18 protein-coding genes are annotated in these 18657 nt (G+C 31.6%); 9 read left to right on the top strand and 9 right to left on the bottom strand.

Going from position 1 to position 18657, the window contains the following annotated elements; translation table 11 throughout:
* Window positions 1-16 precede the first annotated feature (16 nt).
* Both MK851_RS02760 and MK851_RS02755 read right to left on the bottom strand, forming a co-directional pair.
* Entirely contained in the window at window positions 17-721 is a 705-nt protein-coding gene (locus tag MK851_RS02760) for a glycosyltransferase (RefSeq protein ID WP_303505412.1), read from the bottom strand.
* Window positions 722-772: 51 nt separating this feature from the next.
* Entirely contained in the window at window positions 773-1708 is a 936-nt protein-coding gene (locus MK851_RS02755) for a hypothetical protein (protein WP_320241199.1), read from the bottom strand.
* Window positions 1709-1810: 102 nt separating this feature from the next.
* Between MK851_RS02755 and MK851_RS02750 the strand changes: the two genes are divergently transcribed.
* Genes MK851_RS02750 through mscL form a run of 3 tightly spaced genes read left to right on the top strand, consistent with a single transcriptional unit; the run spans window position 1811 to window position 3974 of the window.
* Window positions 1811-2425 carry a thymidine kinase gene (locus MK851_RS02750; protein WP_303505407.1) on the top strand — a complete coding sequence of 205 codons (615 nt, stop codon included), beginning with the start codon at window positions 1811-1813 and terminating at the stop codon, window positions 2423-2425.
* Entirely contained in the window at window positions 2418-3521 is a 1104-nt protein-coding gene (gene alr / locus MK851_RS02745; protein WP_320241197.1) for an alanine racemase, read from the top strand. The genes MK851_RS02750 and alr overlap by 8 nt, the downstream gene beginning before the upstream one ends.
* A 51-nt stretch (window positions 3522-3572) precedes the next feature.
* Window positions 3573-3974, top strand: a complete 402-nt coding sequence (mscL, locus tag MK851_RS02740) for a large-conductance mechanosensitive channel protein MscL (protein ID WP_320241280.1) — start codon at window positions 3573-3575, stop codon at window positions 3972-3974.
* A gap of 63 nt (window positions 3975-4037) precedes the next feature.
* Here mscL and MK851_RS02735 read toward each other — a convergent pair whose 3' ends face one another.
* Window positions 4038-4628 carry a carboxymuconolactone decarboxylase family protein gene (locus tag MK851_RS02735; RefSeq protein ID WP_320241196.1) on the bottom strand — a complete coding sequence of 197 codons (591 nt, stop codon included), beginning with the start codon at window positions 4626-4628 and terminating at the stop codon, window positions 4038-4040.
* A 119-nt stretch (window positions 4629-4747) separates the two neighbouring features.
* Between MK851_RS02735 and MK851_RS02730 the strand changes: the two genes are divergently transcribed.
* The 3 genes from MK851_RS02730 to MK851_RS02720 all read left to right on the top strand — a co-directional run bounded on the left by MK851_RS02730 (window position 4748) and on the right by MK851_RS02720 (window position 7299).
* Complete coding sequence (locus tag MK851_RS02730; protein WP_320241194.1) at window positions 4748-5173, top strand: OsmC family protein; 426 nt, start codon at window positions 4748-4750, stop codon at window positions 5171-5173.
* 21 nt (window positions 5174-5194) lie between these two features.
* Complete coding sequence (recJ, locus tag MK851_RS02725) at window positions 5195-6880, top strand: single-stranded-DNA-specific exonuclease RecJ (protein ID WP_320241193.1); 1686 nt, start codon at window positions 5195-5197, stop codon at window positions 6878-6880.
* A gap of 74 nt (window positions 6881-6954) precedes the next feature.
* The gene (locus MK851_RS02720) at window positions 6955-7299 is read left to right on the top strand and encodes a hypothetical protein (protein WP_303505399.1); all 345 of its coding nucleotides are present in this window, start codon (window positions 6955-6957) and stop codon (window positions 7297-7299) included.
* A 32-nt stretch (window positions 7300-7331) separates the two neighbouring features.
* On the opposite strand, the gene MK851_RS02715 is transcribed toward MK851_RS02720, so the two are convergent.
* Window positions 7332-8381, bottom strand: a complete 1050-nt coding sequence (locus tag MK851_RS02715) for an endonuclease/exonuclease/phosphatase family protein (protein ID WP_320241190.1) — start codon at window positions 8379-8381, stop codon at window positions 7332-7334.
* 186 nt (window positions 8382-8567) lie between these two features.
* Here MK851_RS02715 and MK851_RS02710 point away from each other — a divergent pair, with 186 nt between their 5' ends.
* Together MK851_RS02710 and MK851_RS02705 are read left to right on the top strand one after the other, a co-directional pair.
* Entirely contained in the window at window positions 8568-11327 is a 2760-nt protein-coding gene (locus MK851_RS02710) for a TonB-dependent receptor (protein WP_320241189.1), read from the top strand.
* 13 nt (window positions 11328-11340) lie between these two features.
* Window positions 11341-13314, top strand: a complete 1974-nt coding sequence (locus MK851_RS02705) for a DUF5689 domain-containing protein (protein ID WP_320241187.1) — start codon at window positions 11341-11343, stop codon at window positions 13312-13314.
* A 116-nt stretch (window positions 13315-13430) separates the two neighbouring features.
* On the opposite strand, the gene MK851_RS02700 is transcribed toward MK851_RS02705, so the two are convergent.
* The 5 genes from MK851_RS02700 to tssD are packed head-to-tail and all read right to left on the bottom strand — an operon-like array spanning window position 13431 to window position 17496.
* Window positions 13431-14015 (bottom strand): hypothetical protein, encoded by a 585-nt coding sequence (locus MK851_RS02700; RefSeq protein WP_320241185.1) that lies wholly within the window; start codon window positions 14013-14015, stop codon window positions 13431-13433.
* A 56-nt stretch (window positions 14016-14071) separates the two neighbouring features.
* Entirely contained in the window at window positions 14072-14953 is an 882-nt protein-coding gene (locus MK851_RS02695; protein ID WP_320241183.1) for a hypothetical protein, read from the bottom strand.
* Between the two features lie 3 nt (window positions 14954-14956).
* A complete protein-coding gene (locus tag MK851_RS02690) occupies window positions 14957-16090 on the bottom strand; it encodes a GIY-YIG nuclease family protein (protein WP_320241181.1) in 1134 nt (377 codons plus the stop codon).
* A gap of 51 nt (window positions 16091-16141) precedes the next feature.
* Window positions 16142-16696, bottom strand: a complete 555-nt coding sequence (locus MK851_RS02685) for a hypothetical protein (protein ID WP_320241179.1) — start codon at window positions 16694-16696, stop codon at window positions 16142-16144.
* Window positions 16697-16704: 8 nt separating this feature from the next.
* A complete protein-coding gene (tssD, locus tag MK851_RS02680) occupies window positions 16705-17496 on the bottom strand; it encodes a type VI secretion system tube protein TssD (protein ID WP_320241176.1) in 792 nt (263 codons plus the stop codon).
* 270 nt (window positions 17497-17766) lie between these two features.
* Here tssD and MK851_RS02675 point away from each other — a divergent pair, with 270 nt between their 5' ends.
* On the top strand, window positions 17767-18501 hold the full coding sequence (locus MK851_RS02675; RefSeq protein WP_320241174.1) for a hypothetical protein: 735 nt from the start codon (window positions 17767-17769) through the stop codon (window positions 18499-18501).
* Window positions 18502-18657: the final 156 nt, after the last annotated feature.

The following is an 18657-nucleotide window of genomic DNA, read 5'->3' as shown; positions in this document are numbered from 1 at the left end:
AGTGCACTTTTCTTTTTTATTTCCAGTATTTCTCTACCCAAGGAGCTGCTTTTACATATCGGTACCATTTTCCTCTTCCTCCCTTTATTGCTTTATGTGGATTAATTTCCCCATGAAAAATAATAATTTTTGCCCCTTTAGGTATAACTGGTGTTTTCCAAAATGCCAAAGGAAACCTAGACACACAATCGTACTTAAAACTTGGACACCATTCTTTTGGCCAATATTCCAAATGCCCTCTATCGTTAATACTGTGAGTTAAATATTCTTGTTCGTTCCTGTGTACTTTTCTTATTTCTTCAAATTTCTCTAAAAAATCATCGAAGACATACCCATGTTTCCCTATCTGAAATCTATATACTGATGAATTCCCCGTAATTCTCCATGTTCTCCAACTATGATCTTTAATTATTCTAAAAGTTCCATCTACTTCAAAAAAACAATCTATGTTATCAACTATAACTATATCTAAATCTAAAAAGAGAGCCGTTCCTTTTAAACCATAAAGATTTTCTTTTAAAGTTGTTAGTTTCTTCCACATCCTTTCTGGAATATCCGTACGAATATTCATTTCGGGTATTTCATAACAGTCAACCTCTTCAATAATTCCTTTTTTATCATCAGTAAAACAAACCATTTTAAAATCATAGGTTAAATTTCGTTTCACCATCGAATATAATCGGTTTACATATTCTGCTCCGTACAATGTACCCCACTTCATGCAAAAAATATACTTCTGCTCCATATTTTTGTTATTAATCTTAATTATGTTTTAAGCAAATCTTCTTTCAATAATTTCTAACAGTCTATTTTCATATTCTTCTTTTTCAGACCAATCATAGTCTGGTTTAATCATTTTATTAATGAACTTTTTTGCTTCTTTTTCTGTTTTAATGGTATTCAACTGAGATATTACTCTATTAAAATCGTTTTGATCTCCGTTAAATAAATGTTTCACAAAAGCAATTCTATCATTTAAATCTATCTGAATCGTTTGTTGAAAATGATCGTTTAGTGATTTCTTAGGTTCTGCTTTGGTAAATAAATCTGTCATTACATCTACCGAAATCGTACCTTGTAACTCATCTTCTAAAGTTGGTATTTTCCTTTCTCCTACATCTTTTACATCATTCTTTACATCTTCAGCATCGCCATGTAGCAACTCTTCTAATTCACCAAAAGGTTGTTCAATGATATCGTTAGTAGTTATTTCTTCATTAATCCCTTGAATTACTTTCTCAGCTATTTCATCTGCTTCTTGCTCAAAACCTTCTTTTAAATCTTCTTCTAAGTGATGTACTTTTCTCTCCTCTAAAAGTTCTCCCTCCTGTATCTTTTCCTCTACAGGTTCCTCTACTTTTATCTCTTCTTGAATTAACTCTTCCTTTTTTTCTACCTCAGCTTTCAAGTCTCTTATAACTTCCTCCTTAGACTCAACACTTATCTTTTCTTCCTTAGAAGTAACTTCTTCTACGACAACTTCTGCTTCCTTTTTTTCTTCAGCAAGCAACACATCTTTTAACAACTCCTCTTTAGTTTTTGTAGGATTAGGAGTGTTATTTATATATTCTTCTACATACGCTAAAACCGATAGTTTTTCGTAAACCTCATATGCCTTTTGCTTTAACTCAAACACATCTTCCCTATTTTTCATCTGTAAGATACTGTGTGCTAAACTGGTTAAATCCGATGCTAGTTTTTTGTGCATAAGTTGTTGTTTGATTTTAATTTTTGCTGTTAAATTTTAATAAATTTGTTCCTTATTCGAAAGTAATACAAAAATCAATAATTTAGAGCTTAAAATTACAAAATGTTTCTTGAAAATACAGTAAATCATACAGAACAATTTGGTTGGATTGAGGTAATTTGTGGCTCAATGTTTTCGGGAAAAACCGAAGAATTAATCCGTAGACTTAAACGTGCTCAGTTTGCTAAGCAACGTGTTGAAATTTTTAAACCTTCAGTTGATACTCGATATGACGATGAGGAAGTTGTATCTCACAATGAAAATAGGATTCGTTCTACACCAGTTCCTGCATCTTCAAATATTAGGTTATTAGCTAATGATGTTGATGTTATCGGAATAGACGAAGCACAGTTTTTTGACGATGAAATTGTAGCTGTTTGTAACGATTTAGCTAATAGAGGAATTCGTGTTATTGTAGCTGGTTTAGACATGGATTTTAAAGGAAAACCTTTTGGACCAATGCCTGCTTTAATGGCTACTGCAGAATACGTTACTAAGGTACATGCTGTTTGTACTCGCACAGGAAACTTAGCCCACTATAGCTACAGAAAAGCTCAAAGTGAGGATTTAGTATTTTTAGGCGAAACCCAAGAATACGAGCCACTAAGTAGAGCTGCCTATTACAAAGCTATGAAAGAGCACAAAACGCATAATAAAAAAGAAAGCAAAAATGAATAATAATCACGTTACCGTATTAGAAATTGACCCTAAAGCTGTACTACACAATTTAGCCTATTTTAAACAAAAGCTACAACCTACCACAAAAATATTAGTAGTTGTTAAAGCTTTTGGTTACGGAAGCGAATCAACAGAGATTGCTAAAATTGTACAAGACCAAGTTGATTATTTTGCGGTTGCTTATTCCTACGAAGGAATAATATTACGTGAAGCAGGGGTTACAACTCCTATTTTAGTTCTAAACCCTCAAATTCAAAACTTAAAAGATATTGTTAAGTATCGTTTAGAACCCAATCTATATAATTTTAAAATTTTTGATGCTTTTTTAAAGCTTGCTGATGAAGAGCCTTTAATGAATTACCCTATACACCTAAAATTTAATACGGGATTAAATCGATTAGGCTTTTGGCATACTGATATTCCTTCTATTGTTGCTGAGCTAAAGAAATCAAACAACATAAAAGTTGAATCAATATTTTCTCATTTAGCTGCTAGTGAAGATCCTAATGAACAAAATTTCACTATAGGTCAAATAAATAACTTTGCCTACATCGTAAAACAAATTTATGAGCATTTAGGGTATCAACCCATGATACATATTTTAAACACCTCTGGAATTATCAATTATCCTCAAGCTCAATTTGACATGGTTCGCTTAGGCATAGGATTATACGGTTTTGGAAATGATAAACAAGAAACCTCTCAACTTAAAAATACACATACACTTAAATCTATAATTTCTCAAATCAATATAGTTCAACCAGGTGAAACAGTTGGTTACAATAGAGCTTTTGTTGCTAGTCAACCTACAAGAAGTGCAACCATTCCTATAGGACATGCAGATGGTATATCAAGAAAACTAGGAAATAAAAATGGATTTATGTTCATTAATAATCAACCAGCTCCTATCATTGGAAATGTTTGTATGGATATGATTATGGTAGATGTTACCAAAATTGATTGTAATGAAGGTGACGAGGTTATTATTTTCAACCATCAACAACACGTAGAATATATGGCTCATAAGTGTGAAACTATTTCGTATGAAATACTTACTGCCTTATCTCAACGTATAAAAAGATTGGTTAAAAACTAATTTTTTTATATTTTTCAGTTCAATTAACTATTAAAAATCAAAAATATGGGAATGCTCAAAGAGTTTAAAGACTTTGCGATGAAAGGTAATTTAGTAGACATTGCAGTAGGTTTCGTTATGGGGGCTGCTTTCAAGCAAGTAGTGACTTCTTTCACTGGAGGAATTGTTTCTCCTTTAATTGGACTAATTTTTAACGCTGATTTTAAAGATTTAAAATACATAATCTCAGAAGGTGTTGCTGATGAAGCAGGTAAAATAACAGGAGAAGTTGCCATATTATATGGTGAATTTTTAACCAATGTTATCGATTTTATTATTGTAGCTTTTATTATGTTTATGGTAGTAAAAGCGGTAAACGCAATGAAGAAAAAAGAAGAACCGGCTCCAGAGACTCCAAAAGGACCTAGCCAAGAAGAATTATTAGCCGAAATTAGAGATTTACTTAAAAAGTAATTCTTAAAAAAATGTAACAAAAAAGCTCGCAATTGCGAGCTTTTCTATTTCTAATAATTCTATCTACACATGCTTTCCTTTCTCCCAACCATGTTTTCCTAAATATTGTTCACCACTTTCAACCGCACCATCTTCAATACTTGTTCCCATAGAATCATTCCAACGATTTAAATATCCGAAGAGAGAAATAACTCCAAGCATTTCCACAATTTCTCCTTCATTCCAATACTTATATAATTCCTCTTTAATCTTTTCATCTACCATATTTGGAACCATTGAAGCTGCTAATGAAAAATCTAACGCCGCGCGTTCCGCATCAGAAAAAGCAGAGTGTATTTTATACTCCCAAATATTATCTAATTGCTCTTGTTCTGCTCCATAACGTTCGGCAGCACGAATTGCATGAGCTTGACAATAACGACAACCTGTAGCATTACTACTTACCCAAGCAATCATCCGTTTTAAAGCAGAAGTTACGCGACCGTGATTAGCCATTACTGCTATGTTTAAATTGATAAATGCTTTGGAAATTTCTGGTCGTCGTTGCATAGTTAATACCGAATTCGGGCAAAAACCTAAGGTTTCATTATAAAAATCAGATAATTGTTTCGTTTCTGCATCATGATTTGGATCTAAAGGAGTTACTAAAGGCATAGATTTATTTTTTAAGTTTTTAATACTAACTTTTTACTGTAAGTTTGTGTTACTATTTAGACAATTAAGTCGAAACGCACATCGACTTACTTACGCAATAAACAAAAAATTATCAAGATATGGCAACAAACACAGTTACAACCGTTTGGAAAGAAAACATGCAATTTGAAAGTGATAACCCAAGTGGGCATTCAATAGTTATTGATACTTCTGAAGAGCACGGAGGAAGTAATACTGGTTTACGACCTAAAGCTATGATGCTTTCATCGTTAGCAGGTTGTTCTGGTTTAGACATTGTACCTATGCTAGAAAAAATGCGTGTAAAGATTGACGATTTTAAAATTGTAGTTACTGGTGAATTAACCGAAGAGCATCCAAAATATTACCACAAAGTATTAGTTGATTATCATTTTTACGGAAGTGATTTAGACGAGAAAAAAATTAACAAAGCAGTAGATTTATCGATAGAAAAATACTGTGGTGTTATGGAAATGTTTAGAAAATTTGCTGATGTAACTACTGCTATTCACTTACATAATAACTAATCTATTTTCGATAAAATTGCTATGCGCTGGACATTAAAACCGCAACCAGACACCAATAAAGTAAAACAATTAGCCAAAGAACTAGCCATCGATACAACCTTGGCTAAAATCTTAGTACAACGTGGGATAGAAACCTTTGATGAAGCTAAACATTTTTTTCGTCCTTCGTTAAGTGATTTACACGATCCTTTTTTAATGAAGGATATGGAAATCGCTGTGCAACGTGTAGAAAAAGCTATAATAAACAACGAAAACATCTTAGTTTTTGGCGATTACGATGTTGACGGAACTACCGCTGTTTCTTTACTATCTTCTTACCTAAAAACAATACATCCTAATATTGCAACCTATATTCCTGATCGATATGAAGAAGGATATGGTGTTTCTTATCAAGGAATTGATTTTGCCGAAGACAACGGATTTTCACTCATCGTAGCTTTAGACTGCGGAATTAAAGCTATTGATAAAGTTGCCTACGCTACTGAAAAAAATATCGATTTTATTATTTGTGATCACCATAAACCTGGGAACGAAGTTCCAAAAGCGGTTGCTGTTTTAAACCCTAAGCAAATAGACTGTAACTATCCGTATGATGAATTATGTGGTTGTGGTGTTGGCTTTAAATTAATTCAGGCATTAGCTTCAAAAAGAAATCAAACGATTGAAGATTTAATCCCCTATTTAGATTTAGTTGCTACAGCCATTGCTGCTGATATAGTTCCTATGACTGGTGAAAATAGAGTCTTAGCGTATCACGGGCTACAAGTTATCAATTCACAACCTAGAAATGGCATCAAAGCCATCATCCATCAGTTGCAAAAAAAAGAACTTACCATTACCGATGTAGTTTTTATCATTGCTCCGCGGATAAATGCCGCTGGACGTATGAAACACGGAAACTATGCCGTTGAATTATTAACCGAAATGGATTTTGATTCAGCAATAGAATTTGCTTCTGCTATTGAAAAATTCAATTCTGACAGAAAGGAACTGGATAAAGCAATTACCCAAGAAGCCTTACTTCAAATTGAAAATAACAACGAGCAAGAGAAATACACCACAGTAGTTTTTGATGAAAATTGGCACAAAGGGGTTATTGGTATTGTAGCCTCTCGTTTAACCGAAACCTATTACAGACCAACTTTGGTATTTACTAAAAGTGGAGAAAAATTAGCCGCCTCTGCTCGTTCAGTAAAAGGGTTTGACGTGTATAATGCTTTAGAAAATTGTTCAGAGTTCATTGAACAATTTGGTGGACATAAATATGCAGCGGGACTAACTTTATTACCCGAGCAATATGAAAACTTTAAAAATAAATTTGAAGAAGTGGTTGCTTCCACCATTGACAAAAATTTATTAACGCCAGAAATTACGATTGACACTGAGATTGACTTATCAGAAATTACTCCTAAGTTTTTCCGTATTATTCAACAAATGGCACCTTTTGGCCCACTAAATATGAAACCCATTTTTACTACTTCAGCGGTAAGAGATAACGGTTATGGTAAACAAGTTGGCGCAGATAAGAGTCATTTAAGATTGAATCTCATTTATGGTTCAGACCAAAAAACATATAATGCTATAGGTTTTGGTTTAGGAAATAAAATAAACCTTACCCAAAATGATTTTGACGTTGCTTATACGTTAGATGAGAACACTTGGAATGGACATACTTCTATTCAGTTAATGTTAAAAGATTTAAAATAGTAAAAGACCTATATTTTTTTATTTAGAATAATTCCAAATAAACTTTTATATTTGTTATCGATATAAATATAGTTATGGACGGAATTACTAAAATATACGACAACAACATAGGCATTTCTTTTCACTGGAAAGAAAACAACTTAAACTTAGTTCAATTAATATTTAGAGATACAGGATTTCATTTAACAGAACAAGAAATAGAATTATTTTTAGATAAGGTAACGGACTCTAAGCTTCAAAAAAATTGTGCTACTTGTAGTAAAGGAAAAGACTGTAGGTCTATTTTACTACAAACTCCTTCAGATAAAGTTAGCATAGCAGTTTCTTCAGTTGAATTATGGCAAATAGACGATCTTTTAAAAGGAACTTTATTCCAGTTAAGAATGAATAATTATCTAAATGACATATGTAAAAACTAAAAAGGCTCACAAAAATTGTAAGCCTTTTTAATCTAATCTTCTTTAATTAGGTACATATATACTGGATAGTGATCACTATACCCTCCGGTATATTTTCCATAAGAAAAACTCCTAAAAGGGTACCCTTTATAACGACCACTCTTCTGAGTTAAAAAACGTTTATTAAAAATCCCAGACTTAAACATTTTATAGGTTGAAAAATCTTTTTCTCCTTTGTCTAATAGTTGAGAAGTAAACATTATTTGATCAAACAAATTAATATTGTCTCTATACCCTAATGTATTAAATCCACGACGAAACATATCTTCGTACGGATTATAAATATCGCCCTCTTTTACATTCTTCTTCTTACTCTTAGTTTGTAAAACAGATTTAAAGCTAGAATTGATAGGGTCATCGTTAAAGTCACCCATTATTAACACTTTCGGATTTGGGTCATTCAGTTTAATTTTTTCAATAATTTGCTTCACTTTATAAGCCGCTTTTTCACGTAATGGTCTACTCTTTGCTTCCCCACCTCTTCGAGATGGCCAGTGATTAACAATAATATGTATCAATTCATCATCTAAATATCCTGATACCAACAAAATATCACGTGTATAAACTTTATAATTCTGGTCATATATATTAGGGTTGAATGCCTCGAAATGAATTGGCTTAAAATAACGTGATTGATATAACAATCCCACATCAATCCCTCTTTTATCTGGAGAATCAAAATGAATGATACTATAACGCTTCTTTTTTAATTTTTCAGATGCTACCAAATCTTCTAAAACTTTTTTATTCTCAACCTCAGCTACACCTAAAATTGCTGGACTAGTTCTAGCCTTTTCCACTCCTAATTGAGAGATTACCTCTCCAAGTTTGTCAATTTTATCCCAATAAACCTCTTCTTTATCTCCTTTCATTTCCATGATAGGACTTGCTTCATCATTCTTTTCAGGATCATTCTTGGTATCAAAAAGGTTTTCTAAATTATAAAAACCTACCGTTCTTATTTTATATTTTTTTTGATTTTGTTGTGCATAAATAGAAAATGCAACAAAAATAAACATTAAAAAAGTAGTTATGTTTCTCATTTTATAAATTTTAGGTGGCAAAAATAAAACAATTTTCGAGCCAAAACCCATAATTAATATAATGTTACCTTTCATAATATTAACTTAATATTAACATAATTAGATTTTTCGTAGTTTTGCTTCCCTTTTGCCGCATTTCTCGGCCATGGGAATTAACATATTCAAATATTTTATAAAAAATTATTTATGAGAAATTTTACGATAACAATGTTATTGTTTCTTTCAGGCATGCTTGGCTTGAATGCGCAAAATATTGTAAAGGGAATCGTAATAAACGGCGATTCCGAAAAACCTATGCAAGGTGTTTCTGTAAGTGTAAAAGAAGCTAACGTCTCCAGTACTACAGACGCTAGTGGTGCTTTTACACTAAATGGCTTACCAAACGGAAGACAAATTGTAACGGTATCATTAAACGGGTATGAAACCCAAAACTTTCCAGTAGAACTATCTAGAAAAACAGTAAATTTAGGTACAATCTTTATGTATGAAGATTTATCTGAAGATCAAGATTTAAGCACCATTACTATTACAGACGATGAATTAAATGATGATACAAGTGCTGCTGATAACATTTCTGGTTTATTACAAGCTTCTAGAGATGTTTATTTACGTACTGCTGCTTTTGAATGGAGTGGTTCTTTTTACAGAGTGCGTGGTTTAGATTCTGAAAACGGTAAAGTTTTGATTAATGGAATTGAGATGAACAAATTATACAACGGAAGACCTCAATGGAGTAATTGGGGAGGTTTAAACGATGTATTACGTAATCAGGAATTTAGTAATGGATTGACTCCTTCAAACTACGCTTTTGGTGGTGTTTTAGGTTCTACAAACATTAATACCAGAGCTTCAGAATATAGCGAAGGAGGACGTATTTCTTACGCTTCTTCTAATAGAAGTTATAGTCACCGTTTAATGGCTACATACTCTACTGGTTTATTAGCAAACGGATGGGCAATAACTGTTTCTGGTAGTAGAAGAGCTGGTAATGAAGGGTATGTTGATGGTACTTTTTACGATGCTAACTCTATCTTTTTGTCACTTGAAAAACAAATTAACGATGCGCACAGCTTAAACTTAACAGTGATTGCTGCAGAAAACGAAAGAGGAAAATCTTCACCAAATACTCAAGAAGTTTTTGATATTAAAGGAATTCGTTATAACTCATATTGGGGAAAACAAGGAGACAAAAACAGAAACTCAAGAGTTAAGAGATTATACGAACCAATTGTTATGTTGAACCACTATTGGAACCTTTCTGAAAACACTACATTAAACACTAATATTGGTTTTCAATTTGGAGAAATCGGTAATAGTCGTTTAGATTATAATGGTGCTAACAATCCTGATCCTACGTATTACAGAAAGTTACCAAGCTGGTATTTATCAGATCCTAATGGACCAGATTATGAAAATGCCTATAAATCATTAACTGGTTTCCAAAATGATGGACAAATTGATTGGGATGAATTATATATTGGAAACCAAGGAAACCCAGAAAATGCTCGTGTAATTTTATATGAAGATAGAAACGATGATCAGCAATTAACAGCTAATATGATTTTATCTTCTGAATTAAACGAAAATATTACACTAACAGCTAGTGGTGAGTACAGAAAGTTAAAATCTGAAAACTTTGCTTCTCCAATAGATATGCTTGGGGCTACAGGCTATCTGGATGTAAATACTTTTGGTGATACTTTTGACCAACAACAAAGTAACCTTTTAACTCCTAATAGAACAATTGGTTTAGGAGACCGCTTTAAATACAATTATATCTTCAATTCTGAAGTATATGGAGGTTTTGCTCAGTTACAATTCAAATACAACAAAGTTGATTTTTATGTAGCAGGACAAGCGAACAACACTACGCACCAAAGAGAAGGTTTGTTCCAAAATGGATATTTCCCAACTAACTCTTATGGAAAATCGAACAAGTTAGATTTCTTTAACTACGGAGCTAAAGGTGGATTAACCTATAAAGTTTCTGGTCGTCACTTAATTGATGTAAACGGAGGTTATATTACAAAAGCACCATCTCTGCGTAACTCTTTTGCCAACTCAAGGTCTAACAATAATACTGTTGCGGATGTTGCCGAGTTAAATAGTGAGAAAATATTATCTGGAGATGTTAGCTATGTTTTTAGAAGCCCTTTAATTACTTCAAGAATTACAGGTTATTACACGGATATTAAAGATGCTACTGAAATTTCATTCTTCTTTGCTGATGGTATTGGAGGAGATACTTCGGCATTTATCCAAGAAATCTTAACTGATATAGACAAAAGACATTTTGGTGTTGAGTTTGGAATTGAAGCGCAGGTTACTCCTACAATTAAATTAAAGGGAGCAGCTAATATTGGTCAGTACACCTATAATAACAATCCAAATCTTGTAATTACTACTGAAAACGCTAATACAGAAGGCTTTGTTGATGGTAAAAGAGATATGGGACCTGCTGCTCTTAAAGATTATAAACTAGCTGCAGGACCTCACAAAGCATACTCTTTTGGTTTTGAGTATAGAGATCCAGATTATTGGTTTATTAGTGTTACAGCAAACTATATGGATGAAGCTTATGTAGATGTTTCTCCCATTAGAAGAACTGCTAATTTTATAAGTGATGCAGACGGAGCTGCTTTTGCAGATTACGACCCAGTGTTAGCTAGACAATTATTAACTCAAGAGCAATTTGATGATTATATGGTTGTAAATGCTATCGGTGGAAAATCTTGGAAAGTAGGCGATGGTAAATACATTGGTTTATTTGCTAGTGTTAGTAACCTATTCAACCAAGAGTATAAAACAGGTGGCTTCGAACAAGGAAGAAATGCAAATTATCACCAATTACGCGACGATAATGCTAACGGTACACCAACCTTCGGAAATAAATACTGGTACGGTAGAGGTACTACTTATTTCTTAAACTTAAATTATAGATTCTAAAAAAACACTCAAAATGAAAAAAATAAATTTATACAAGATTTTTGCAATACTTTTTATTGCAATCTCTGCTTCATGTGTTGATAACAACGACTTTGAGTTACCAACAATAGGACCAGATAAAGAATACAAGAACTTAAAGTCTTTAGACGAAATTATTGCACAATACAATGGCGATCCTGTAGAGTTTACTGAAGACGTTACTGTTTATGGTTATGTAGTTTCTGACGATAGAGAAGGTAATTTTTTTAAATCAATTATTATTCAAGATAAACCAGAAAATCCAACTGTAGGTTTAGAAGTAAGAATAGATGACACTAACCTAGGAGCTCGTTATAATGTGGGTAGAAAAATATACATTAAATTAAAAGGACTTGCGTTAAGTAAATACTTTGCTTCTTTTCAAATAGGTGTTTTAAATGGTTACAGTACGGATAGAATTGATGCAAACGATTATATCGACTTTATTGATAGATCTTCTGAAATTGCTGAAATAGTACCAACCAACTTAACAATTGGAGAGTTAACTGATGCTCACATCAATACATTAATTAAAATTGATGGGGTACAAGCTCAAGAAAAAGGATTAACCTATGCTGACCCTGACCCTAACAACACTTCTTCAGTTAACAGAAACTTCGTAAGTTGCGAAACTTTTGAATCTATTATCATGAGAACTAGTGGTTTCTCAACTTTTAAATCATACCCTATCCCAGATAAAAAAGGAAGTATTACTGCTATTTTAGGAAAGTTCAGCAGCGATTACCAATTATTTATTAGAGATACTAACGATGTTAACTTTACTGAAGAATATGGTTGTAATACACCTCCTGTTGATGCTACTTTAAATGAAGTTAAAACCTTTTATAAAGGTAGTGGAGAAGCAACAGTTACAAAAAACTTAAAAATAAAAGTAGTTATTACTTCTGATTTAGCTTCTGGTAACTTACATTCATTAAGTGCTTTTGCTCAAGATGCTACTGCAGGTATTGCTTTACGTTTTAGTGGAGATCACAACTTAAACTTAGGAGACGAAGTAGAAATCGCAGTTGGAGGCGCTAAATTAAGTGAGCATAACGATTTATTACAACTAAACCTTTCTCCATCAAGTATCATAAGCCAAACAGCTGGTACCTTACCTACTCCTGAGACTATCACTTTTGCTCAAGCTTTAACTGGTGATTACGAAAGTAAATTAGTACAAATTGATGGAGTACAATTCAAAGACAATACCAAAATTTATGACGGTAACAATGAGTTAATTGCTGAATGTGATGGCACTCCATTAACCACTTATGTTAGAAAAGAGGCAACTTTTGCTAACAATAATGTAAATGATAAAAAAGGAGCTATAACAGGTATTATGACTGTTTATGAAGGTACTCCTCAAATCTATTTAAGAAACGAAGCTGATATTAATTTTACTGAAAATTATACTACTTGTGGAGGTGGCACTACTACCAATACTATTTTCTTTTCTGAATTAGCAGACCCTAACAACAATGCTAATGCAAGATTTATAGAATTATATAATTCAGGAACTGACGCAATAGACTTAACAGGTTGGACAATTAGAAGATATACAAATGGTGCAACTTCATCAACCTCTTCAATTGACTTATCTGGTAAAACCATAGCTGGAACTAGTACTTTTGTAATTGCCAAAAATGCTGCAGAACTCTCAAGTATATATGGTGTTACTGCTGATATGGAGTCTACTTCTGCTGCAGCTGATTCTAATGGAGACGACCAATTAGAATTGGTAGATCCAAGCGGAACTGTAATTGATATCTTTGGAGTTATTGGGGAAGATGGATCTGGTACAAATCATGAATTTGAAGATGGTAGAGCTTACCGTAAAGCTTCAGTAACACAAGGAAACCCAACATATACATTCTCAGAATGGGATATTTGGAATGATACAGGAGATGCAGGTACTACAAATGCACCTCAAGATGCTCCTGGTGCCTTTACACCTGGAGTAAGATAATTAAATTACTATATCTAAACACAAAACAACCCAAGTATTGAATACTTGGGTTGTTTTTTTAGGTAAACCACACTACATTTATACTCTTAGTTTATTAAATAATCACAAAATATTTATCAAAATGTAAGTAGATGAGTTTTCCACACGTTTTTATTTTTATGATAACTATGTAAAGTTAAAAACACTTTTTCTTCTTTGCCTTTTATTAATCGACCACCAAGCTCTTTAAAGTTTTTCCCTAGAAAACTATAATAATCCTCTTGCGTTAATTCATCTATAGGCTTTTTTAATTCAACTGAAAACATACTACTGTTAAACAGACCAGATCCCATAAGCTCTTTGCTATAACAATATAACTTATTACTACTTGAGTCTTCTATATATAAATAATCATATACGCTCATAAAAAAAGGCTTTGACTTCTTTTCTAACCTTAATCCTTTTGCTGTTTTTACAATTGTATTAACCCCATTATTTATCTTGATTCGTAATTCTTCATTAAAATATATATTTCCAACAGAATCTTTTATATGATAAGAGGGATTCAAATCTTTATTATAGAGACTTTCCCATATACAAAGCAGTAGAGTACTAAAAAAATATAAATCATACTCAGGGTTTGATTTACTTAAACCATCTATTCTTAAAACTACAGATGGATTGATAAGTTTCTCTATTTGTTTATCTATATTCTTTTTCATCTGTAGCAGTTTTTTTTCGAGTATCAACATAATGAATAGTTAAAACTAAACACTAACTATAAATAACTACTCCAAGATTTTTGTCCTTCCTGTATTTCTTTTTCAGGATATTGTTTGTTGTACTTTTTATATTGACTTCCAAAAAATACAGGCATATTTTCAGCAGGAGTCGTATCAAAATCGTTTATAATAGTCGTTCCTAAAGTATATAATTGTCTTAAGTTAGGCATACCTTTAATAAACTTAATAGACGCTAAATTTTTACAATCTAAAAGTTTTAAAACCTCTAATTCTTTTAACTCTCCAATAGAGCTAAAGTCTTGCAATTTCCAACAAATATCAAATTCTAAATATTTTAACTTTTGTAAAGTTGTTATATCTGAAATGTCTATTAAACTTCTAACACCACCAAAAGACACACACTTTAAATTGGTTAAAGTTTCAATACCTTTTAAAGACTTTATTTTTGCTGTTTTAAAACTTAGACTTTTCAAATTGGTTAACGCACTTAATTTAGTTAAATCTTTTTCATCGTAATCTGAAATGGTTAAGTGTTGTAAATTAGTATTGTTTAATGCTTCAATATTTATGATTTTTTTCTTTGAATAGACTTGAAGATGCAATGAATAAAGTGATTTTGGTAATTTCTTACAATCTAAAATAAAATCAGTGTCTTTGTATAAGGGAATAACTAGTCCTTCTAAACATGATAATTTATAAACAAATGAGTTGTCTTTATTTCCACCATATTTATTTCCAATATCTAAATTTTTAACTGTTTTAAATTTTTCTATAAACTCTTTTAAAAACTTATTCTCAAATTTACCAGAAAGTCTGACAGTATATTTGTTTTTCAAAAAATCAGGATTTATATTTTCTAAATCCGAATCTGGTTTAATCATTAAATATGGAGAGTGTTTAAATCCTGATAAATACATAGTTTAAAAAGTTATTGGGTCAAATTTTGTTGGTAAATTATATTTTTTTGCAACTTCTAACGCTTTTTCATTAAATAATTCTTTTCCAGCATCAGTGTTTAATTTAAATCTACCACCAACTGGATTTACTTTGTTTAAAAGTTTATGTAGTTCGCTACTTCCTTTTTTAGTTATATCTCCACCATATTTCTCTAAAATAATGTATTGTTCATAAATTTCTCTTTCAAGCTTTGTAGAACCTTTCATTTTATGAATTACAGAGCCGCTCTCAACAACGTTATGCAGTAATTTACCTCTTTTTGGATTAAAATGTTGAGTAAAACGTTGAAAGACATTACCAGACTGTCCTACATACCCTTGTATATCATCTCCATTTTTAACAATCAAGTCGTATACCCCTTTTGCTTCATCGGCTTTTGTTATCTTTTTTAGAGCTTTTGCTTTTTTTACAATTTTTGCTGCTGTTGCAGTAGTTCCAAAAAAAGGAATCATTGCTGCAAAACTTAAGGCAGCATCAGCATAGTTTCCTCTAGCAAGTGATATAACTCCATTAATACAATCTGCTACTTCTCCAACAGCAGGAATCATACCCACAATATCTAAAGCAGTTTGTGTTGCATCCATCCATTTATCCCAAGTGGTTGGTTTCCCTTCTTTTTCTCCATCATATTCATTAATGGTCTCCCATTGTAGAGGCTGAGAGCTTGGTATAATTGAATTATTCCTAAATTCGGGATTGTCTACATATTGTTTATCTGGTAATTTTAATTCTCCAAAGTCTACATCTGGAAAAGCTACTTTAGCCTCTGCTAAAGTTCCTTCAAAAGTTCCATTAGAGTTTTTATAATACCAAACCTCTTCACCTCTCGAAGTTACTTCTTGCTTAAACTGACTAACCACAATTGTTCCTCTTTCAGTTACCGTTGCAGCTGTATTATACTTAATCTGAGCAATACTTTCACCTACATTAACAAACTCATGTTTTACTTGCATTAATGAAGTTCCTTCTTCATTAACTTTAACAATGTTTGTTCCTTTTTTTTGGTCTTTTATTTCTCTGTCAATATCTTGAACAGGGATAGTAGTTTCTTTTTCTACTTTACCTTTATAAATAACTTGAAATTTATTTTCACTCATTTTATTCTATCTATAATGTTTTGAACTTGTTTATTTTATATTCTAAACACTTTATTTAAATAAATTGTTGAAGAATCGTTTCAATTTATTTTCATTTGTCTTTTTATATTTTCCTCTAGCAAGTAAAATAACATTATCTATACATTCAGAGAATACATCCTCTTCTCGATTTAAACTTAGTTCATCTAATGCTTTTTCCACAGCACTACCCCACTCGCTCCAAGAAATAGGTTCATTACTCTCGTAATTGTTGTTATTATCCCATTTTAAAGGTTTTACAACAGTAAAACTAGGCTGAATTAATGAGAGATTTAATTTATCAAAATCAACTTTTTCAAAAGCACTTTTTGCTTCTTTTATACCTCCTTCAAAAATTGCTGTATCATTGCTAAAATAGAATACTTCGTCTCCTCTTGAGGATATTTCTTGCTTAAATTGACTAACTATAACAGTTCCTTTTTCCGACACCTTTACCGAAGTATTATATTTTACTTGTGCTAATGTTTCCCCTACATTAATAAATTCATGTTTGATTTGATTTAAAACAGTTTTATTATCATTAATGTGAATGATATTTGTTTCATTTTTATTTTCTGATACTTTCATAGTCTTTTTTAATCTAATTCTTCGTTATCTTCAGATATTACAAATACAGGGATTTTATCTGTATCTGATTTTATTTTATACCCTTCTATCGTATTATTTTTAATTCTCTTGTTATTATAGGTGAAATCAATAACCTTATCATTTAATTTTAAATCTACAGTTTCTCCAACCATATTTTTACTTTCTAAAACTAAATAGGCTTTTTCTCCATAAGTTAGTTTTGTTCCTTTCTTGTTGTTTTCATCCGTATAATAGAAATCAACTATTTGAGGTTTCTTTATCGATTCATTATTCTCTTTCGCTTTATAAGGAGTATCTTCTATAGGTGGTATAAAACTCTCTTGCCACGGTTTTATATAACGAGTTTTACTTTTTCTACGCCAATCGGTACTATTGTTAAAAAAACGATAGTCTTGCATTGCAGGCGATATGGTTAAGGTAACCTGCATACCTTTTTGATTATCAAAAATCTCATGGTAATTTATAAGTACACCGTCTTGAAAATTGTATTGGAATAGCTCTACACCATCAAAATCATCTTCATAAAAAACCACTTTTCCATCTCTTAATAAATAAAGATTAAAAGGATGACGTATTTTTTTATTGTCCTTTCTATCGGCTATAATCCATTCAATAAAGGCATCATCGTACATTTCTGGTTTAAAAGTAACCGTAAAAGCACCTCCCATTAGGGCTGATGTAGGTTTACCATTCCAATCGGTAAGGCGAATGTAATTTAAACTAGTAGCAATTAATTCTCGTTCCTCTCCGCACACAAAGAGTTTGGCTTTTATATTCATAGTAATTTTCTTTATAGCTAAATACTGTTATACAGAAACTTAACAGCCTCTACATAAAAACATTGATAACAAATTTAATAGAAATAAAATAAGAGCAAAAAAATAGATAGAAAAATAATTTAAAAAAACTACTATATTTAAAGTGCTTAACAAAAAGAAGTTATAAAAATTGCTTTTGTATTTAAATTGCTATATACAATAAAAATTAACATACTTTATAACCCATAAGGTTAAGCAAAAAACAATATAATAACTTAAAATTACAATCTTATGGCATCAATTTCAGAAACAGGTCATGCAAAAAATGTAGCTAACTTTCAAGAACTAATATCTTTTTGTAAAGGATATGCAGAAACGTATAACCCAGTAAATACACGGTTAACTATTACTGAATTAGAAAAACTATATACCACTGCCTCAGAAAAATTAGAAGAAGTAGCCACCGCAAAAGCAGCGTATAGTAACGCAGTGAACAATCGTAAAAATGCGTTTGCAAACTTAAAAACACTAGCAACAAAAACACTTAATAGTTTTATAGTATCTGGCGCAGATGCCTTAGCTATTCAAAATGCAAAAACAATTAACAGAAAACTACAAGGGTCGTCAAAAAAAACAACAGTAGAAAAAGAAAAAACAATAGAAGAGTCAACAAACAAAACAATTTCCACCTCACAACAATCTTACGATCAGTTAATCAACCACTTTGCAAACCTCATACAAATTTTAGTACAAAATACCATTTACAACCCAAACGAAGAAGAACTAAAAACAACTTCATTACAAGCTAAACTTAACCAGTTACAAGAAAACAACACAAAGCTAATTAATGCCTATACACAGTACAGCAATGCAATGATTCAAAGAAACAACACACTATACAATCCATTAACAGGCTTAGTACAAACATCAAAAGAAGTAAAACTTTACGTAAAAAGTATATTCGGCACCAAAAGCCCTAAATACAAACAAATAAGTGGGTTAGAATTTAAAGTTATAAGAAAATAACTAATAGCTTTATTATTAAAGCAAACTGCAGTTACACTTTGTGCAACTGCAGTATTTTTTTTATGAATGGTAAAAATAGTTAAGTTAACTGAATTTATTATTTTACATACTTCAATTATACTTTTTATAACTTCTTTAATATTGTAGCTTACTACA

Origin of the sequence: Tenacibaculum sp. 1B UA (genome assembly GCF_033978845.1) — a bacterium.
GTDB lineage: Bacteria > Bacteroidota > Bacteroidia > Flavobacteriales > Flavobacteriaceae > Polaribacter.
The sequence above is the reverse complement of the archived record's forward strand: the minus strand, read 5'-3'. Positions and strand labels throughout refer to the sequence as shown.